Here is an 18148-nt window from a genome sequence, read left to right on the forward strand (position 1 = left end):
AGCATGAATAGTGGCCTAGCTGGCCTCATTCCGCTCTACGTCAGCCCCAACCGTTTCTAGATAACTTTGGCTTCGTTGCGGAGCAGCTTGATCAGGTCACCGGCGCTTTCAGCGGGGATGAGCTTTACACCCTGCTTCTTGGGGGGCAGCGCGTACTCGGCTACCTCCGTGCGCGGCGCATCGCCCACGGGCTCCACCACCTTCAGGGGCTTGGTACGGGCCGTCATGATACCGCGCATGTTCGGGATGCGAGGCTCACACATGGGCTGCTGGCAGGAAGCCACGAACGGAGCATTCACCTCCACGATTTCCTTGCCGCCTTCAATTTCGCGTTCCAGTGTAGCAGTGTTGCCGCTCATATCGAGCTTCATGGCCGGGGCCACCGTCGGGATACCGAGCAGCTCGCCTACCATGCCGTGCACCTGGAAACCATTGTAATCAATGCTTTCCTTACCCATCAGAATCACATCATAACCGCCATCTTTGGCGATGCTGGCAATCTGCTGGGCCACGAAGAACGCATCCTTCGGGAAGGCATTCACGCGGATAGCATCGTCGGCGCCGATAGCCAGCGCTTTGCGAATATTTGGTTCAGTATCGGCCTCGCCCACGTTCAGTACCGTAACAGTACCGCTACCCTGGGCTTCTTTTAGCTCAATTGCGCGAGTGAGGGCATACTCATCCCACGGATTAATAACGAATTGCACGCCGGCCTTATTAAACTCCTTGTTATCGGGCGTGAAGGCAATTTTAGTGGTCGTGTCGGGCACGTTGCTGATGCAAACGAGAAACTTCATCTACGGCTGCTTGTGGTGAAGGAGAAACTACGGGAAAGCCCCAAATTTGGGGCGAAGATACTGAAAATACTACCTGATGGAAACCAAGCCAAGCCGCTTACAACAACTACTCGCCTTCCTCGAAGACGACCCCAAGGACCCTTTTACCATCTACGCCATTGCCACGGAATACCGCGAAACGGAGCCAGAAAGGGCCATGGAGTACTATAATACGCTGCTTGCCGAGCATCCGGATTACGTGGGTACGTATTACCACGCAGGCAAGATGCTGGAGCAATTAAAAAAGCCCGATGAGGCCGAAAAAGTTTACCGGCTAGGCCTATCGGTAGCGCGCCGGGCCGGCCAAATGCACGCCGCCAGCGAATTGCAGCAGGCCCTGAACCAGTGTTTGGGCCTCGATTATGAGGATGATTAAGCTCCGCACAAGCCAGCACGCAGGCCGATAAGTACACACTCACCCGGCCTTCATCTTATTTGCAAAAATTTGCTTCACCTCCCCTACTTAGTAGTCAGGCAGACGGTTGACGCTGTACCGTTGCCTTACTCACGCCTCTAACTTCCTCCATGAAAATTCTGCTCGTTGAAGACGAACCGAAAGTCTCTGCCTTTATCAAGAGAGGCCTAGAGGAAGAAGGCATGGAGGTAGAAGTGGCCTACGATGGGCGTTTTGGGCAGCAACTGGCCCTCTCCCGCGCCTACGACCTGATTATTCTGGATGTGATCCTGCCTCACTTTAGTGGCCTAGAGGTGCTGCGGGCGATACGTACCCAAAACCAGCAGACGCCGGTGCTCATGCTAACGGCCCTCGGTACCACCCAGGACAAGCTCCACGGTTTCGGAGGCGGCGCCGATGATTATCTGGTGAAACCCTTCGATTTTCCGGAGCTGGTAGCCCGGGTGCATGCCCTCACACGCCGCCGGGGCCAGCAGGTTAAGAGTGCCGTGCTCACGTTCGATGACCTCACGCTGGACACGGCGGCCAAAACAGTGGCGCGAGCAGGCCAGACCATCAAGCTTACGGCCCGCGAGTTTGGCTTGCTGGAGCTGTTTCTGCGCCACCCAGGCCGGGTGCTGAGCCGGGCCGAAATAGCCGGCGACGTTTGGGAGGATTCCTTCGATGCGGGCTCCAACGTGGTAGATGTGTATGTGAATTACCTGCGCAACAAGGTTGATAAAGGCTTCGCGCAGAAGCTCATTCATACAGTGGTGGGCATGGGCTATGTGCTGCGCCACCAATAGTAAAAGGTGAGATGAGGAGATAATGAATGACGTGATGAAGGTGATTCTGCCTTTTCCTCCGCCCATTTACAGGCATAGAGTGGCCTAGGCCACTCCCACTTCTCCCCCTCTTTACTCCATCACCTCTTAATCTCGTCACCTCATCACCCCATCACATGACCATCCGCAACCGTCTGACGTGGCTCTTCCTGGGCCTGGTAGCCGTTATTTTGCTGGCGGCCATGTCGGTGGTGTATATTCTGCAGGCTGATTATACGCACGAGGAATTCCACCAGCGCCTGCGCGACCGGGCCGAGGTAACGGGCTATGTTTTTCTGGAGCAGGATGAGCTGCGGGCCGAAGCGTTCCGCAACTTCCAACGGCGCTACCTGCGTACGCTTACGGGCGAGGTGCTGCAGATTTACGACTCCAAGCTTCAGCCGCGGTTTATTGAGCAGGATGTACGCATCAAGATTCCCGAACGCATTCTGGCGCGCATTCTCACGGAAAAGGAAGTGTACTTCGATTTGGGCCGGCGCCAGGCGGTAGGCCTATTCTACAGCGACAACCAGGGTGAATACATCATTGTGGCGGCGGCCGAAAACCACTCGGGCGCGGCGCGTCTGGAGTATCTGGCTTCTATTTTGGCGGCCATTTTTGTCGTGAGTCTGGTGGTTATTTACGTAGCCGGGCGAGTGTTTGCCGGCCGGGCCCTGGCCCCCATTGCAGCCGTCAACGACCAGGTAGACCGCATTACCACGCAGGATCTGCATTTGCGCGTAAACGAGGAGCTAGGCCACGAGCAGGATGAGCTGACCCGCCTGGCGCGCACCTTCAACCGCATGCTTGAGCGCCTGGAGGATGGCTTTGAAACGCAACGCACCTTTGTGAGCAATGCTTCGCATGAGCTGCGTACGCCTCTCACGGCCACCATCGGGGAAATTCAGGTGCTCCTGACCCGGGCCCGCAACCCGGAGGAATACCAGCAAGGGCTGGACTCGGTACTTCACGAGCTTCAGCAGCTTAAATCTCTCTTCAACAGTCTACTGGAACTCACGCAGGCCGACACCAGCAGTGCCATCGGTGATACTATCCGGCTGGATGAGTTGCTATGGGAAGCGCGCGCATCGGTAGAGCCCGAACAGCGCCGCCGCGTGCAGATTACGCTGCTCGACTTGCCTGACAATGCCGACCATATGGAAGTAATGGGTAACCGGCAGTTGTTAAGCCGTGCCCTAAAAAATCTGCTGGATAATGCGCTGAAATACTCAGCGCCTAGCACCCTGGTTTCGGTTCAGTTCTCGCACCACCAGGGCCGCAGCCATATCCGGATTGAAGATCACGGCATTGGTATCAGTGCAAAAGCGCTGCCGCAGATCTTTCAGCCTTTCTTTCGAGCCGATAATGCCCGTGGGGTAACAGGACATGGTATTGGCCTGGCATTGTCGCGCCGCATTATTGAAGTACACGGCGGCCAGCTGACTATTACTTCTCAGCTAGGCCAGGGCACCACGGCACAAATCAGCTTTTAGCAACATCATAGCTACCGCGTTAAGCACTCTGAAAGCTTCCGTTCAGTCTGAGGCAGAAACCCGGTTCTAGACCTTGTAGAAATACCTAATAGAAATAATTATCTCTTCTAATCCTTTTCTAATTCACCTCTAATACGCCCTTAATACGGTGGGCGTACCCTTGCATATCCAAACGCGAAAACCGGATATGCAACGCTTCTTTTATTTGCTGACAGCCTCTCTGCTGCTTGGCCTCTCTATCCGCACGCAGGCGGCTCCTTTACGCGCCGACACGGTCCGGCTTACGCTACCAGAAGCCGAAAAGCGCTTCGTGGAAAGCAATCTGAATTTGCTGGCCCAACGCTACAACGTTTCGGCGGCGGAAGCCCAGGTTCTGCAAGCGAAGCTCTGGGACAACCCCACCATTTCGCTGGAGCAGAACGCCTACAACCCCCAGACCCGCAAAGCCCTTGACGTAACCCGCACCGGCAATACCGCCGTGCAGGTGCAGCAGCTGTTTGCCATTGCCGGCCGCCGCAAAGCCGCTACCAGCGTTGCGCAGCAAAACGCCCTCGTGGAGCAATTCAATTTCGAGGACTTGGTTCGGACCCTGCGCTTTCAGCTCCGCAGCACTTTCTACGACCTGTACTACAAGCAGCAAAGCGTGGGCGTGTATGACAAGGAAGTAGCCAGTTTTGAGCGCACAGTAGGCCTCTACCAGAGCCAGTACAGCAAGGGCAACATTGCGCTCAAAGAAGTTATCCGCCTGAAAGCCTTTCTCTTTCAGTTGCGCAATGAGCACCAGGCCCTGCTCAACGATATTGCCTCGGAGCACGCTGATCTGCGCGTTCTGATGGGCGACACCAGCGGCGCCTACTATCTGCCCAACGCCGACTCAAACCGCCTCAGAAGCCTCTCGCTGGCCGACCGCAGCGAAGAGCAGCTCGTTGACTCGGCGCAGGTGTACCGCGCCGACCTGAAGGCCCGCCAGGCCAGTGTGCAGCAGCAGGCCCAGAACCTGCGCTACCAGCGCGCCCTGGCCGCCCCCGATCTGGCCCTGGGCTACGTGTACGACCGCGCCGGCAACTACATCCAGAACTACAATGCCGTGACGCTGGGCATTGCAGTGCCCATTTTCAACCGCAACCAAGGCAACATCCGCACGGCGCAAAACCAGGTAGAGGTTAGCAAGGCCCAGCTAGGCCAGCAGCAGCTGGTAGTGAAGAACGATGTGCAGGAAGCTTGGCGCCAGGCCCGCCAAACGGATCAGCTCTATCAGGGCACCGACCGGGAAACGTCGGATTTCGACCGCCTGATGAAGGGCATTGATGAGAGCTATGCCAAGCGCAACCTCACGCTCGTGGAATTCCTGGACTTCTACGAGAGCTACAAAAACAACCTCGTGCAGCTCAACAACTTGCGCGCCAGCCGTGTGCGGGCCTTTGAGCAACTTAACTATGCCGTGGGCCGCCCGGTGTTCAAAGCTGAATAATCATGTTTTCCGTCCTCTCCTGCCGCTTCTCAAGTCGCCATTCCATGAACCGCTATGCCACCCTGGCCACCTCACTGGCCCTCCCGCTTGCCCTCGGATTGGGGGGCTGCTCCAAAGCTGATGAAGCAGACGCTACCTCCAAGGCTGAAGCTGGCTTCTCGCTCTCTGACCAAATGATGCGGGAAATAAAAATTGATACGGTACGCGCCCAGCCGGTGCGTGATGAGCTGACACTTTCGGGCCAGATTGCTTCCAACGGCGACAAAACAGTGAAAGTGTACCCGCTGGTAGGCGGCGTGGTGGAGCAGCTCTCAGTGGAGCTTGGCGACCACGTGACCAAGGGGCAGGTGCTGGCCGTGATTAAGAGCGGTGAAATTGCGGACCTGCAAAACCAGAGCAGCAGCGCCGGCACCGACCTCGACATTGCCCGCAAAAACCTGCAGGTGCTGGAAGACCAGTATGCCGCCGGCCTGGCCTCGGAGCGCGACGTGAGCCTGGCCCGCCAGGAGCTGCGCAAGGCGCAAGGCAATGTGGGCAAGAGCCGCAAGCAGCTAAGCGTGTACGGCGTATCGGCTGATGGCACCTACACGCTGCGGGCGCCCATCTCGGGCTTTATCACGGAGAAGAACGTGACGGATCATATGCAGTTCAATGCTGACAATGTTGGCAACCTATTCACGGTCAGCAATCTGGATGACATCTGGATTATGGCCAACGTGTTTGAGTCAGACATCTCGAAGGTGAAGGAAGGATACGCCGCCGACGTCACGACCCTTTCCTACCCCGACAAGCACTTCACAGGCCGCATCGACAAGGTGTTCAACGTGCTCGACCCCGAGAGCAAAGTGATGAAGGTGCGCGTGCGCCTTAGTAACCCCGGCTACCTGCTCAAGCCCGAAATGTACGCGCAGGTAAAGGTGCTCAACACCGAAAAGCAACAAATGCTGGCCGTGCCTTCCAAAAGCGTGGTGTTCGATAAGGACCGCAACTTCGTGATGGTCTTTAAGGACCGTAATCATGTGGAAACCCGCGAAGTGAAGATTGCCAAAACCGTCGGCGACGTGAGCTACGTCCAGACTGGCCTACGGGATGGTGAGCGGGTTATCGGCCAGAACCAGCTCCTCGTGTACGACGAGCTGAACGACTAATTATCAAGAAGCTGGAAGCTAAGCACTAGCAGCTGCGGCAAGGGCCTCAGCAGTCATTCTGCTGCCTGCTTCTGCCGCCCAGTTTACGCTGAACCAATTCTAGCTCCTAGCTTCTGCCTTCTAGCTACTTAATCCTATGGGTAAGTTCATTCAACAAGTAGTCGCGTTTTCGCTCAAGAACCGCTTCTTCGTCTTCTTCATGACGGCCCTGCTCATTGCGGGCGGCGTCTATAGCTACGTGCACACGCCCATTGAGGCGTTTCCGGACGTTACCAACACCCAGATCATCATTGTAAGCCAGTGGCCCGGCCGCTCGGCGGAAGAGGTGGAGCGGTTCGTATCGGTGCCGATTGAGGTGGCCATGAACTCGGTGCAGAAGAAGAGCAATATGCGCTCCATCAGCATGTTCGGTCTGTCGGTGCTCAAAATCAACTTCGACGACGACGTAGATGATTTCTACGCCCGGCAGCAGGTGAACAACCTGTTGGCGGGCGTGAGCCTGCCTTCCGATTGCGAAAACCATGTGCAGCCGCCGTACGGGCCTACCGGTGAGATTTTCCGCTACACCGTGCAGGGCAAAGGCCGCTCCACCAACGATTTACTGGCCATCCAGGACTGGGTGGTGGAGCGCGCCCTAAAGAGCGTGCCCGGCGTGGCCGATATTGCCGCGTTTGGGGGCACCAAAAAGGTGTATGAAATCACGGCCGATCCGGCTCAGCTCCAGATGTATAACCTTACGCCCCTGGAAGTATTCCAGGCCGTGCAGAAGAGCAACATCAACGTGGGTGGCGACGTGATTGAGAAGAACGGACAGGCCTACGTGGTGCGCGGGATAGGCCTACTGGAAAACCCGGAGGAAATCGGCAACATCATCGTCGACCATGTGAACGGTACGCCTATTCTGGTGCGCAACGTGGCCCGCGTAACGGAAAGTCACCTGCCCCGCGTAGGCCAGGCCGGCCTGGATGGGAACGACGACGTGGTGGAGGGCATCGTGATTATGCGTAAGGGCGAAAACCCCGCCGAGGTGCTAGGCCGCGTGAAAGACAAGATTGAGGAACTGAACACCAAAGTGCTGCCCTCCGGCGTGAAGCTGGTGACGTTCTACGACCGGGACGTGCTGATGGACAAGTGCACCGAAACCGTGATTCACAACCTGATTGAGGGCATTGTGCTCGTGACGCTGGTGGTGTTCCTGTTTATGGCCGACTGGCGCTCTACCCTAATTGTGGGTGTGGTAGTGCCACTGGCCTTGCTGTTTGCGTTTATCTGCCTACGCCTGAAAGGCATGAGCGCCAACCTGCTAAGCATGGGCGCCATCGACTTCGGCATCATCATCGATGGGGCCGTGGTGATGGTGGAAGGCATTTTTGTAGTGCTCGACCACAAAGCGCATAAGGTGGGCATGCCAGTGTATAACAAGCTGGTGAAGATGAGCCTGATCAAGAAAACCGGCGGCGAATTGGGCAAAGCTGTGTTCTTTTCCAAGCTCATCATCCTGACCTGCCTGCTCCCCATTTTCGCTTTTGAGAAAGTAGAAGGCAAAATGTTCTCCCCCCTGGCCTACACGCTTGGCTTTGCCCTCATTGGCGCCCTGCTACTGACGCTCACGCTGGTGCCGGTGCTGGCTTCTATCCTGCTGAATAAGAACGTGCGGGAGAAGAACAACCCCATCGTTAACTTCTTCGACCGGAATGTGGTACGGGCCTTTGGCTTCACGATGGCCAACAAGCGCCTGAGCCTGGTTGCCTCCTTTGCCCTGATGGCGGGCGTGCTATATTCTTATACGTTTCTGGGCTCTGAATTCCTGCCCGAGCTGAACGAAGGCGCGCTGTGGGTAGAAGCTAAGTTACCGATGTCCTCATCGCTGACGGCCACTACCAAGCAGGTGGCGGAGTTCCGCAAGATCCTAGGCTCCTTTCCCGAGGTGAACGGTGTGCTCAGCCAGACGGGCCGCTCCAACGACGGCACTGACCCCTCGGGCATGTATTACGTGCAGTGCCAAGTGAACCTGAAACCGCAGGAAGAATGGAAGCGCAAGATTACCAAGGAGCAGCTCATCGAGGAGATGGATAAGAAGCTGCGCGTGTATCCGGGCGTCATCTACAACTACTCACAACCTATCATTGACAACGTAGCCGAAGCCGTGGCAGGCATCAACGCCTCCTTGGCCGTCAAGATTTTCGGCAACGACCTCAAGCAGATCAATGCCAAAGCCGACTCCGTAGCCACGATTTTGCGGGGCGTGCGGGGCGTGAAAGACCTGGGCATTCTGCGCAACCTAGGCCAGCCCGAAATGAGTATTCTGCTCGATCAGAACCGTATGGCCACGTATGGTGTGGCAGCTGCTGATGCCCAAGCCGTGGTGGAAATGGCCATTGGCGGTAAGGCGGCTACGCAGCTGTTTGAGGGCGAGCGGAAGTTCGATATCCGCATCCGGTACCCCCAGCAATACCGCAGCACCGAAGAAGAAATCGGGGCGCTGCGTGTGCCTACCCTGAAAGGCGGCCAAGTGGCGCTCAAGGAAATCTCCTCCATCCGGACGGTAAACGGCCCCGCCTCGGTGTATCACGACAATGGGCAGCGCTTTATTGCCGTGAAGTTCTCCGTCCGCGACCGGGATATGGGCTCCACTATTGCCGAGGCGCAGAAGAAAGTAAACGCTCAGATTCACCTGCCTAAAGGTTACAGCATTGCCTGGGCCGGGGAGTTTGAGAACCAGGTGCGCGCCCAGCAACGCCTGAGCCAGATGGTGCCCGTGGCCCTGGTCATCATCTTTATTCTGCTGTTCATCACGTTCGGCAATGCCAAAGATGCTGGCCTAGTGCTCGTAAACGTACCTTTTGCCCTCATCGGTGGCATTGTGGCCCTGCATCTCACGCACACCAACTTCAGCATTTCGGCGGGTATTGGTTTCATTGCCCTGTTTGGCATCTGTATTCAAAACGGGGTGATTCTGATTACGGTGTTCAAACAGAATATGCGCAAGAAGATGAGCCTGCCCGAAGCCCTGCGCACCGGCGTGGCTTCCCGCGTGCGGCCCGTGGTCATGACGGCCCTGATGGCCATGATTGGCTTGTTCCCGGCCGCACTAAGCACCGGCATTGGCTCCGAGACACAGAAGCCGTTGGCCATTGTGGTAATTGGGGGCCTGGTATCGGCCACCATCCTCACGCTGCTCATATTCCCCCTGATCTTCAACGCCGCCTACCGTGCCCAGCACACTCACTACGGTGACGACCCTGAGCTGCATCCCGAGCTGCACCAGCAACCCATGCTGGCCCATTAGCCAAGCTGCCAGCCAGACGCAAGAACGCCCGACCATATGGTCGGGCGTTCTTGCGTCTGGCTGGTTGGGTGAATACCTGGCCTAGACAGTGCATATTGTACTGTGGGCTACTGGCCTAGGCCACTTGCTTTACTGCACCGCTACGGCATTTGCTTTCAGCACCTTCTGAAAGAACAGAACATGATAGGGCAGCGCGTTTTCCCAGTATTGCCAGGTATGCGCGCCGGGCCGTTCGGTATAGTCGTGTGGCGTGTGGTTGTAGACCAGGCGGCGGTGCAGCTCGCGGTTTATCTCGATCAGAAAATCATCCACGCCGCAGTCGATGATGAGCGGCAGGCCGTTGCTGTACAGCTTGTCGGCCATATTCACGACGGAGTTGGCACTGTACACACTGGGCGCCGGCGTCTCGGGCCCCAGAATGGGGTTAAAGAGCGACTGGCGTTGCTTGGCTTCATCGGGGTTCAGCTTGCGGTTTGTGATGGACAGATCCAGCGCGCCGCTCATGCTGCCGGCGGCCGCAAACAGCTCCGGGTGCCGAGCCGAGAGATACAGCGCGCCGTGTCCGCCCATGGATAGGCCCGTAATCACGCGGCCTTTGCTGCTGCGCACGGTGCGGTACGTATTGTCAATTTTCCCGATAACATCCTGGGTGATATAGGTTTCAAACTGGCTGGCCTTATTCACGGGGCTATCTAGATAGAAGCTGAAGGTTTCGCCCTCTGGCGTCACAATGATGAGGTTATACTGATCAGCGAGACGATGCAACAGCGTTTTGTCGGGCGTCTTGGAAATCCAGTCGTTGAAGTGGCCGTAGGCCCCGTGCAGCAGGTAGAGCACGGGGTAGGCCACCTTTTTATTCTTGGCGTAGGAAGTTGGCAGCACCACTGCCGCCCGGTAGGTTTTCTGCATGGCCGCGCTGGGAATATCCAGCGTATCGACTTTGGCTGCGAAAGACCGGGAAGCAATGCCCAATAGCAGCAGCAACAAGAACAGGCGTAAAGATTTCATAGAGTTTAGGTGGGTTTAAAGAGCTACAGACGCAAGTTGTGGTGCAGCCGTTGCGGGCCTCAGCTTGCCCGGCCCCGCTGGTTTCGCCAGATTCCGGAGCAAGCGAGGCCTAGGCCACTTAGTTAAGCAGAAAATAACGATCTTCTTTCCCGAAGTCACCTCACCAGTACTGGCCTAGGCCAGTGCCGGTGGCCTATCCTACTTACGTTATGTCTACGCCATCCACCTCCTGGCCTCCTCTTCCGCTCGCCGACTGGGCCGATACGCTTGCCACCCTGCACATGTGGACGCAGATTGTGGGCAAAATCCGGCTGGCCCAAACACCGCTCGTGAACCACTGGTGGAACGTGCCGCTTTACCTAACGGCGCGGGGCCTCACCACCACGGCCATGCCCTACGAGGAGCGCTCCTTTCAAATTGATTTCGACTTCCTTGACCACCAACTCATTATTCGGTGCAGTGATGGAGCGGAGCGCAAACTGGCATTGGAGCCCCGCTCTGTGGCGGCTTTCTACCGCGAAGTGATGCGCCTACTTGATGAGCTAGGTATTCAGGTAAAAATCTGGCCCGTGCCAGTGGAGCTTGAGCATCCTATTCCCTTCGAGCAGGACGAGCAGCATGCCAGCTACGATGCTGCCGCGGCCCACCGCTTCTGGCGCAGCCTCACCCTGATGGCGCCGGTGCTGGAGTCGTTTCGGTCGGAGTTTATCGGCAAGTGTAGCCCGGTACATTTCTTTTGGGGCTCGTTTGATCTGGCCGTTACCCGCTTTTCGGGCCGGACCGCCCCACCCCGCGAAGGTGCCGACAGCATCACCCGCGAAGCCTATTCGCACGAGGTTATCAGCCACGGGTTCTGGCCCGGTGGCAATGGGCAGGAAGCGGCCTTCTACGCCTACACCGCCCCTGCTCCTGCCGGGTTTGCTGACGTACCTGTACAGCCGAAAGAGGCATTTTACAGCACCGAGCTAGGCGAGTTTCTGCTGCCCTATGAAGCCGTGCGCACTTCCCCGGATCCGGCTGCAGCCCTCCGGCAATTTCTGCAGAGCACCTACGAAGCGGGAGCTACATTAGGCCACTGGGAGCGCACAGCGCTGGAGCGGCAGCCTGCGTAGGCCACTTGCTTTTCGCGGGCTAATGGCCTAGCGGCACTTCTGATGCTGGAAAAGGCTATAAAAAGTGTGCGCCGTGCCGCAGCATCTGTGCCGAAAAGTTTGCAACTAGCAGCCTGAATCCTTGCTCTATTTTCCATGACAAAAGCTTTCCTGCTGAGCCTGGGCCTACTGGGCGCGGCTCCGGCCTTCGCTCAGTCGCCGGCCGCCCGCCCCGACTCCGCCGCGCTTCTCCCCTACCGCGAATCGGCCCGCAAAGTCAACGCGCTCGTCCACACCAAGCTGGATGTGCGCTTCGACTACGCCAAGCGCTACCTCTATGGCAAAGAATGGGTGACCCTGCAGCCAGTGGCCTACGCCACCGACTCCTTGCGGCTAGATGCCAAAGGCATGGATATCAAGTCGGTGACGATGGTGAACGGCGCTGCCACCAGCACGCTGAAGTACGACTACAACCAGGAGCAGCTGCTGGTGCACCTCGGCAAGCTCTACGCGCCCGGCCAGCAGTACACGGTATATATTGAGTATACGGCCAAGCCCGATGAGCTAAAAGTGAAAGGCAGCGCGGCTATATCTGATGCCAAAGGCCTATACTTCATCAACCCCGACAGCACGGAGGCCGGCAAGCCCCGCCAGATCTGGACTCAGGGCGAGACCGAATCATCGTCGGCCTGGTTTCCGACCATCGACAAGCCCAACCAGAAGACTACCGCCGAAATCAGCATGACGGTGCCTGCGCGCTACGTGACGCTCAGCAACGGCCGCCTCGACGGGCAAAAAACCAACTCCGACGGCACCCGCACCGATACCTGGAAGCAGGAGCTGCCCCACTCGCCCTACTTGTTCATGATGGCGGTGGGCGACTTCAAAATTGCCAAAGACACCTGGCGCGGCAAGGAAGTTAGCTACTACCTGGAGCCCAAATACGCGCCTTTCGCCAAGCAGATTTTCGGTAATACGCCCGAAATGCTGGAGTTCTTCTCCGAGCGCCTGGGCGTAGAATATGCCTGGAATAAGTATGCCCAGATTGTGGTGCGCGACTACGTGAGCGGCGCCATGGAAAACACCTCGGCCACGCTGCACGGCGAGTTTCTGCAGAAAGATGCCCGCGAGGCGCTGGACGCCGAGTACGCCAACGGCGAATCGGTTATTGCCCACGAGTTATTCCACCAGTGGTTTGGCGATTTGGTAACGGCCGAAAGCTGGAGCAACCTGACCGTGAACGAGTCGTTTGCCGACTTCAGCGAAGCTCTCTGGGCCGAGCATAAATACGGGCAGGACGCCGCCGATGCTCACGCCTACCAGTACATGCGCAACTATCTGCGCAGCCCCGCCGATGCCAAAAAGAACCTCGTGCGCTTCCATTATGCCGATAAGGAAGACATGTTTGATCTGGTGAGCTACCAGAAAGGCGGCCAGATTCTGAACATGCTGCGCAGCTACCTCGGCGACGACGTGTTCTTCGCGGGCCTCAAGAAATACCTCACCGACAACCGCCTCGCCAACGGCGAAGCACATCAGCTACGCCTCGCCCTGGAAGCTACTTCGGGCCAGGACCTGAACTGGTTCTTCAACCAGTGGTATTTCAACTCGGGGCATCCCGTGGTAAATATTGAGTACGCCTACGATGCGGCCCGTAAGGAGCAAGCCGTGACCATCAAGCAAACGCAGCCGGGCCAGGTGTTCCAGCTCCCGATGGCCGTGGATGTGTACGTGAACGGCAAGCCCCAGCGCCACCAAGTGGTTATGCGCCAGGCTACCGAAACCTTCCGCTTCCCGGCGGCCAGCAAGCCCAACTTAGTGAACGTGGATGCTGACAAGGTACTATTGTGGCAGAAAACCGATAACAAGCCCTTTGAGGACTTCGCATATCAGTATAAAAATGCCCCTCGCTTCGTAGACCGCCGCGAGGCCGTAGCCGCCGCTGCTGCAAAGCCCGCCACCGATGCCGCAGCCCGTACGCTGCTGATTTCGGCTCTCAATGATAAGTACGCTGGCCTACGTCTCTCCGCCTTGTCGGGCTTGAAGCTCGACGACAAAGCTGTGCGGAAAGCTGCCGCGCCGGTACTACGCAAACAGCTGGCAAAGGAGAAAAACACCAACAACCAAGCCGCGCTCCTGACGGCCCTAGGCCAGTTGAAGGACAAGAAGGACGAGAAAACCTTCACGCAGTCGCTTAACAGCCAGTCGTACGCCGTGCAAGGTGCTGCCCTTAAAGGCCTAGCTGCTGTGCAGCCCGCCAAGGCACTGGCCCGCGCCAAAACCTTGCAGAACGACACCCACGCCAGCCTGACCAACGCGGTATCCAGCGTGTATGCAGAGTACGGCGATGCTAGCTCCTGGACGTTTGTGCGCGACCGGTTCGATGCAGCCGGGGTGCAGGGCAAGTTCAATATGCTGGAAAGCATGGTCAGCTTTATCACCCGCCTCAACGATGCCACCGTGCTCAAGGAAGGTGTAGAGCGCATGCAGAAACTGGCCGTCGACTACAAGAAATACGGCGTCGATGAGCCTATTCTCGGTATGCTGGATAAGATTGCGAAAGCCAAGCCCGCCGACCAGCAGGCCACGGTGCAGCAGGCCATGCAGGCCATCAAGCAGGCTCCCTAGGCCAGTATATTTTCTTGCTTTTTTCAAAAGAGGCCTAGCAATGCTAGGCCTCTTTTTTTCTGGCTATACGGCCTATAACAAGCGAATTAGGTGGTTTTCGCTGGCTAGGCAAGCGCAACGAGATTGGACTGCTAGGGTTTCATCTTCCTGGTAAAATCGAACTTTTACCAGAAGGGGGTTGTCGGAGAGGTCATGAGAAAGACCATCCTGCTGACCGCCGCCGGGCTTTTGCTCGCCGGCGCGGCCCGCACCCTGGCCCAGACCACTGACCCCCAGTTGGAAAACGGCGACTCGCCGTTTGTGCGCCTTATTCGCCCCGACCGGCCGGGCCAAACCATCACCACCAACATGCTCTATCCGGGGCAGTTTCAGATTGAAACCGGCCTGAACAGCTACGACCGGAGTAGTAGCGTAGGCTACGCCGGCCGCACTGCCTGGGGCAATACGCTGCGGGTGGGCTTCTTCAACCACATTGAGCTGCGCGCCACCCAGAACTACCTGCGCACGCCCGATGTTCGGCCACTCACCCCGGAAGGCACACCTGCTCCTTACGCAGGCCCGGCCGGCTTTGCACCACTCAATGTAGGAGCCAAATTTCTGGCTTCCACGGTGCAGAACGCTCCTTCCCAAGTAGTGCTTCTTCTGGATATGAACCTGCGCAACGGTAATGCCAGCTTCGGTGAGAAACAATACGAGCCCGGCGCCCGCCTGCTGGTTTCGCAGCAGCTAGGCCAGCGCTTTGGGCTGGAAGGCAACTTTGGCTTCCGGCAGCGCGGCTTCAAAGCTGAGGGCACCAAACAAGGCCAATACCTGACTACTCTGGCGCTCAATGGCCCGCTTGATGCCGCTAATCATTTCGGGTTCTTTACGGAAACGTATGCTACCTGGCAGCGTCAGCAGGGCTGGCTGCCGGGCCTCACCTCCGGGGTTTATTGGCGCCCACTCCCTGGCCTACGCTTCGATGTGAATGCCGGACACGGTTTGACTGGCGCAGCGGGTGGCTTCAATGTAGGGGGCGGCCTGAGCATGCGTCTGGGCAAGTAGCCCGTGGCTTAGCGGCCTTCTCGCCCATTGCTTCACTCAAAGGACCTGATTCTTCCCGAACGATTGTCAGATAGATGACACGTTCAGGGAAGGATCAGGTCCTTGTGTTTGGTGGCCTAGGGCGACTTACTTGCTTACCTGCTCAGGAGCAATGCGGGCGGGCGTCTGCTTGCCTGATATAATACCGGCCGCGCTGCGTCCGATAGCCGTGATAACGGCCGTCATGTTGGGCAAATCCAACGACTCAACCTCGTCATCAACGCTGTGGTAGAGTTTATCGGTCGGAATCTGGTCGGTGCTGATGGTGTGGGCGGGCACGCCCAGGCGGGCCAGCGTGGCATTATCGGAGCGGTAAAACAGGTTCTGCTCGGGATACGGGTCGGGCTCGAAGCGGAATACAGAGCCTTTCGCGTTTTCCTGCAGCATCTTTCCGAAGTCCGACTTATCGAAGCCCGTAATGAAGGCGGTGTTGGGGCCAAATTTGGCCTGTTTGCCAATCATTTCGATGTTGAACATGGCCACCACCTGCTTAGGATCTATCTGCTGCGAAAAGTGCTTAGCGCCAAAGCCCCCTATTTCTTCCGCCGCGAATGCTACAAAGACTAGGGAACGGGCATTGTCGTCCTTTTTCTTGAAATACTCGGCCAGGGCCACCACGCCGGTCGTGCCGCTGGCGTCGTCGTCGGCTCCGTTGGCAATGGAGTCGCCCTTCAGAGCCGCCAAATATCCGAGGTGGTCGTAGTGGCCACTGAACACCACCTTCTCGGCAGCGCGGCCTTCTTCTTTGCCGGGCAGCATGCCCACCACGTTGCGCAGTTCTACCGTCCGGATGGTAGTAGTTGCCGCTACCATAAACTTAAGCGGGGTGGGCGGCGGTGTGCCCAATACCACCAGCGTAGTAAATTCCGCTGGCTTATCGGGGCGTAGGCCACCGCGCTTCATGTAGCCCGCCAGGCGAGTAAAAGCGGCGGCCTGGGCAGGATCTACAAAGACGATGGTATTCTCTTTGGGGTCCAGCAACGGGCGGACTTCGCGCATCAGATTGCCATCGGCCGCTACGGTTATAATGCGCGGCGCGGGTTCGTCGGCATTTGTCCAGTTCAGGTGCGCCTGCCCCGAAATCAGCAGAACTTTATCGGGGCTTACTTTGGCGCCGTTGATGGAAACAAATGCGGCGGCGGTACGCACTTCATACGTGGGGAAAGTTTGCGCAAAGCCTTGTAGGCCAGGTAGTGGCTGCAGACCAATACGTTGAAATTCAGCGGCTAAAAATTCGGCAGCTTTCTGGCTGCCGGGCGTGCCAGAGGCACGGCCCTGCATATCATCGGCTGCCAGGGTACGTATAACCCGTTCCACTGTAGCAGACGCCACGCCCGCTGATTTAGTAACAACGGTTTTTTTCTGGCCGAAAGCTGCTTGCGTGCAATAGAGTAAGAGAGAGATAAAAAGAGCGGTTTTCATTCCCGAATGTAGCCATTTTGTCTTATCCCGAAGTGGAAGAGCTTGCACATTCAGCTTCTTTTTTCAGGACATTATTCCCTTTTGGTTAGCACTCACTCACCTGCCTTATGCATAGCCACAGCCTACTTTTAGCCAGCTGCTTCGCTATCAGTTGTTTATTGGTCTCTTGCCAGCCAAGCCGCGCTCCCAAGTCGGCATCTGCACTTAGCCCTCCTACCGCCGAGTTGCACACTACTCGTTGGGCGCTTTATTCACTTGATATGCAGCCACTAGCCGTTAGTCCCGGCAATGATATCTACTTCCAGCTGAGCGCTACTGAAACCTACGTGGAGGGTCAGATTGGCTGTAACCGATTCAGAGGTTCGTTTGAGCTGCCCGTAGAAGGCCAGCTCCGATTTGGGCAGCTATTGCTTACCAAAATGAACTGCCCGGATCTGCTGATTGAAAGCCGCTTCATGCAGGCCCTGCGCAGCACGCGCGCCTACCGCATCAGCGGCGACACGCTGCGCCTCTACGACAATAAAACTGCGGCTTCTTTGGCAGAACTGCTGGCAAGCCGGCCATAAAAAAGGCCTTCTCTGAATAAGAGAAGGCCTTTTTATCATTCAAAATGAAATAAGGTTACCGGACTGCTACTAACTGGAATGCCGAGACCAATTCCTTTTCTGAGCTGACTACTACGCTGTTTGTTAGGCCTGCACGGCTGGCAACCCCTACTTCTTCGAGGGCCTTGTCCAGGCCTTTTCGGCTTAGTTTCACGGGTTTTGCTTTGCCATTAGCAGCAAATACATAGTATTCCGTTCTAGATAGGATTTGGTCGGCGTTATTGCCCGTGTTGTAGCTGGCCTCCTGGCTGGCACGCATCATATTCTTTCTCACGCGCTTTAGCAGCACCACTTCTTTCCCTTCCGATAACACCTCAAAATAGGCGTCGACTAGTTTAGAATCCTGCAGGAAACTGTAGCGCCTGTACAGTTTATCCACTGGCTCCATCAAGGGTTTCAGGGCCATATCGTGTAGTACGAACTCTTTTACCAACCCCGAAGCCAGGATTATTGAATCGCCCTCCTTTCGTAGGGCAATCAGCTTGTTTTCCATCAGATCATACTTGATGGGCACATCTTTCATCACCTTATCACTTTGCAGGCGCAAATCAGCTTTTTGCCAGTATTGCGACAAAAAAGGAGTTCCTTTTATCCCCTGGTAACGATGGTTGAAGATGAAGTAGGTGTCATCCGCAGCACTGTTTGCAGAGCGTAGCTGATCCACTGCCTGTTGTTCCTTGTTAGCAGGAGTTGTCGTTTTGGTTTGAGCCTGGCAGTTTGTACCGTTTATATACAGGCTGGTGAATAGCAGTAAGGATATTCCTATCAGAGGCTTTTTCATTCTTGGTTTGCGAGTAGGTAAAGGAATATTGTAGTAAGGTTGATGGTCTGTACTCACTATTGCGAGGCTTCCCAG

General features: G+C 56.7%; 14 protein-coding genes. 10 read left to right on the plus strand and 4 right to left on the minus strand.

Translation table 11 applies throughout. From position 1 onward, the window contains the following. Positions 1-56: 56 nt before the first annotated feature. Positions 57-797, minus strand: coding sequence for an electron transfer flavoprotein subunit beta/FixA family protein (locus CFT68_RS06795; RefSeq protein ID WP_088842631.1), 741 nt, complete (start codon positions 795-797; stop codon positions 57-59). A gap of 76 nt (positions 798-873) precedes the next feature. On the opposite strand from CFT68_RS06795, the gene CFT68_RS06800 reads away from it, so the two are divergent. The 6 genes from CFT68_RS06800 (at position 874) to CFT68_RS06825 (ending at position 9455) form a co-directional block, all read left to right on the plus strand. After that, positions 874-1212, plus strand: coding sequence for a tetratricopeptide repeat protein (locus CFT68_RS06800; RefSeq protein ID WP_088842632.1), 339 nt, complete (start codon positions 874-876; stop codon positions 1210-1212). A gap of 149 nt (positions 1213-1361) precedes the next feature. Next, complete coding sequence (locus CFT68_RS06805) at positions 1362-2036, plus strand: response regulator transcription factor (protein ID WP_088842633.1); 675 nt, start codon at positions 1362-1364, stop codon at positions 2034-2036. Between the two features lie 155 nt (positions 2037-2191). Next, the gene (locus CFT68_RS06810) at positions 2192-3547 is read left to right on the plus strand and encodes a sensor histidine kinase (RefSeq protein WP_088842634.1); all 1356 of its coding nucleotides are present in this window, start codon (positions 2192-2194) and stop codon (positions 3545-3547) included. Between the two features lie 187 nt (positions 3548-3734). Beyond that, positions 3735-5018 carry a TolC family protein gene (locus CFT68_RS06815; protein ID WP_141106473.1) on the plus strand — a complete coding sequence of 428 codons (1284 nt, stop codon included), beginning with the start codon at positions 3735-3737 and terminating at the stop codon, positions 5016-5018. Between the two features lie 2 nt (positions 5019-5020). Continuing rightward, positions 5021-6166 carry an efflux RND transporter periplasmic adaptor subunit gene (locus tag CFT68_RS06820; RefSeq protein WP_245815296.1) on the plus strand — a complete coding sequence of 382 codons (1146 nt, stop codon included), beginning with the start codon at positions 5021-5023 and terminating at the stop codon, positions 6164-6166. Between the two features lie 136 nt (positions 6167-6302). Next, positions 6303-9455 (plus strand): efflux RND transporter permease subunit, encoded by a 3153-nt coding sequence (locus CFT68_RS06825; protein ID WP_088842637.1) that lies wholly within the window; start codon positions 6303-6305, stop codon positions 9453-9455. A 129-nt stretch (positions 9456-9584) separates the two neighbouring features. On the opposite strand, the gene CFT68_RS06830 is transcribed toward CFT68_RS06825, so the two are convergent. After that, the gene (locus CFT68_RS06830; protein WP_088842638.1) at positions 9585-10463 is read right to left on the minus strand and encodes an alpha/beta hydrolase; all 879 of its coding nucleotides are present in this window, start codon (positions 10461-10463) and stop codon (positions 9585-9587) included. A gap of 209 nt (positions 10464-10672) precedes the next feature. Between CFT68_RS06830 and CFT68_RS06835 the strand changes: the two genes are divergently transcribed. The 3 genes from CFT68_RS06835 to CFT68_RS06845 all read left to right on the plus strand — a co-directional run bounded on the left by CFT68_RS06835 (position 10673) and on the right by CFT68_RS06845 (position 15226). Further along, positions 10673-11575 carry a DUF5996 family protein gene (locus CFT68_RS06835; protein WP_088842639.1) on the plus strand — a complete coding sequence of 301 codons (903 nt, stop codon included), beginning with the start codon at positions 10673-10675 and terminating at the stop codon, positions 11573-11575. A gap of 135 nt (positions 11576-11710) precedes the next feature. Continuing rightward, positions 11711-14182 (plus strand): M1 family aminopeptidase, encoded by a 2472-nt coding sequence (locus CFT68_RS06840; RefSeq protein ID WP_088842640.1) that lies wholly within the window; start codon positions 11711-11713, stop codon positions 14180-14182. A gap of 192 nt (positions 14183-14374) precedes the next feature. After that, complete coding sequence (locus CFT68_RS06845; RefSeq protein ID WP_088842641.1) at positions 14375-15226, plus strand: transporter; 852 nt, start codon at positions 14375-14377, stop codon at positions 15224-15226. A gap of 126 nt (positions 15227-15352) precedes the next feature. On the opposite strand, the gene CFT68_RS06850 is transcribed toward CFT68_RS06845, so the two are convergent. After that, positions 15353-16687 (minus strand): M20/M25/M40 family metallo-hydrolase, encoded by a 1335-nt coding sequence (locus tag CFT68_RS06850; RefSeq protein WP_088842642.1) that lies wholly within the window; start codon positions 16685-16687, stop codon positions 15353-15355. A gap of 107 nt (positions 16688-16794) precedes the next feature. Between CFT68_RS06850 and CFT68_RS06855 the strand changes: the two genes are divergently transcribed. Continuing rightward, positions 16795-17253, plus strand: a complete 459-nt coding sequence (locus CFT68_RS06855; RefSeq protein WP_088842643.1) for an META domain-containing protein — start codon at positions 16795-16797, stop codon at positions 17251-17253. Between the two features lie 55 nt (positions 17254-17308). Here CFT68_RS06855 and CFT68_RS06860 read toward each other — a convergent pair whose 3' ends face one another. Further along, positions 17309-18073, minus strand: a complete 765-nt coding sequence (locus tag CFT68_RS06860; RefSeq protein ID WP_088842644.1) for a hypothetical protein — start codon at positions 18071-18073, stop codon at positions 17309-17311. Positions 18074-18148 lie beyond the last annotated feature (75 nt).

This window comes from Hymenobacter gelipurpurascens, from assembly GCF_900187375.1.
GTDB lineage: Bacteria > Bacteroidota > Bacteroidia > Cytophagales > Hymenobacteraceae > Hymenobacter > Hymenobacter gelipurpurascens.

What these genes read in the sequence shown, in the direction of transcription:
- CFT68_RS06850 (WP_088842642.1), bottom strand. Translation starts at nt 16,687, where the DNA reads ATGAAAACCGCTCTTTTTATCTCTCTCTTACTCTATTGCACGCAAGCA.
- CFT68_RS06855 (WP_088842643.1), top strand. Translation starts at nt 16,795, where the DNA reads ATGCATAGCCACAGCCTACTTTTAGCCAGCTGCTTCGCTATCAGTTGT.
- CFT68_RS06825 (WP_088842637.1), top strand. Translation starts at nt 6,303, where the DNA reads ATGGGTAAGTTCATTCAACAAGTAGTCGCGTTTTCGCTCAAGAACCGC.
- CFT68_RS06835 (WP_088842639.1), top strand. Translation starts at nt 10,673, where the DNA reads ATGTCTACGCCATCCACCTCCTGGCCTCCTCTTCCGCTCGCCGACTGG.
- CFT68_RS06795 (WP_088842631.1), bottom strand. Translation starts at nt 797, where the DNA reads ATGAAGTTTCTCGTTTGCATCAGCAACGTGCCCGACACGACCACTAAA.
- CFT68_RS06800 (WP_088842632.1), top strand. Translation starts at nt 874, where the DNA reads ATGGAAACCAAGCCAAGCCGCTTACAACAACTACTCGCCTTCCTCGAA.
- CFT68_RS06830 (WP_088842638.1), bottom strand. Translation starts at nt 10,463, where the DNA reads ATGAAATCTTTACGCCTGTTCTTGTTGCTGCTGCTATTGGGCATTGCT.
- CFT68_RS06810 (WP_088842634.1), top strand. Translation starts at nt 2,192, where the DNA reads ATGACCATCCGCAACCGTCTGACGTGGCTCTTCCTGGGCCTGGTAGCC.
- CFT68_RS06805 (WP_088842633.1), top strand. Translation starts at nt 1,362, where the DNA reads ATGAAAATTCTGCTCGTTGAAGACGAACCGAAAGTCTCTGCCTTTATC.
- CFT68_RS06845 (WP_088842641.1), top strand. Translation starts at nt 14,375, where the DNA reads ATGAGAAAGACCATCCTGCTGACCGCCGCCGGGCTTTTGCTCGCCGGC.
- CFT68_RS06820 (WP_245815296.1), top strand. Translation starts at nt 5,021, where the DNA reads ATGTTTTCCGTCCTCTCCTGCCGCTTCTCAAGTCGCCATTCCATGAAC.
- CFT68_RS06840 (WP_088842640.1), top strand. Translation starts at nt 11,711, where the DNA reads ATGACAAAAGCTTTCCTGCTGAGCCTGGGCCTACTGGGCGCGGCTCCG.
- CFT68_RS06815 (WP_141106473.1), top strand. Translation starts at nt 3,735, where the DNA reads ATGCAACGCTTCTTTTATTTGCTGACAGCCTCTCTGCTGCTTGGCCTC.
- CFT68_RS06860 (WP_088842644.1), bottom strand. Translation starts at nt 18,073, where the DNA reads ATGAAAAAGCCTCTGATAGGAATATCCTTACTGCTATTCACCAGCCTG.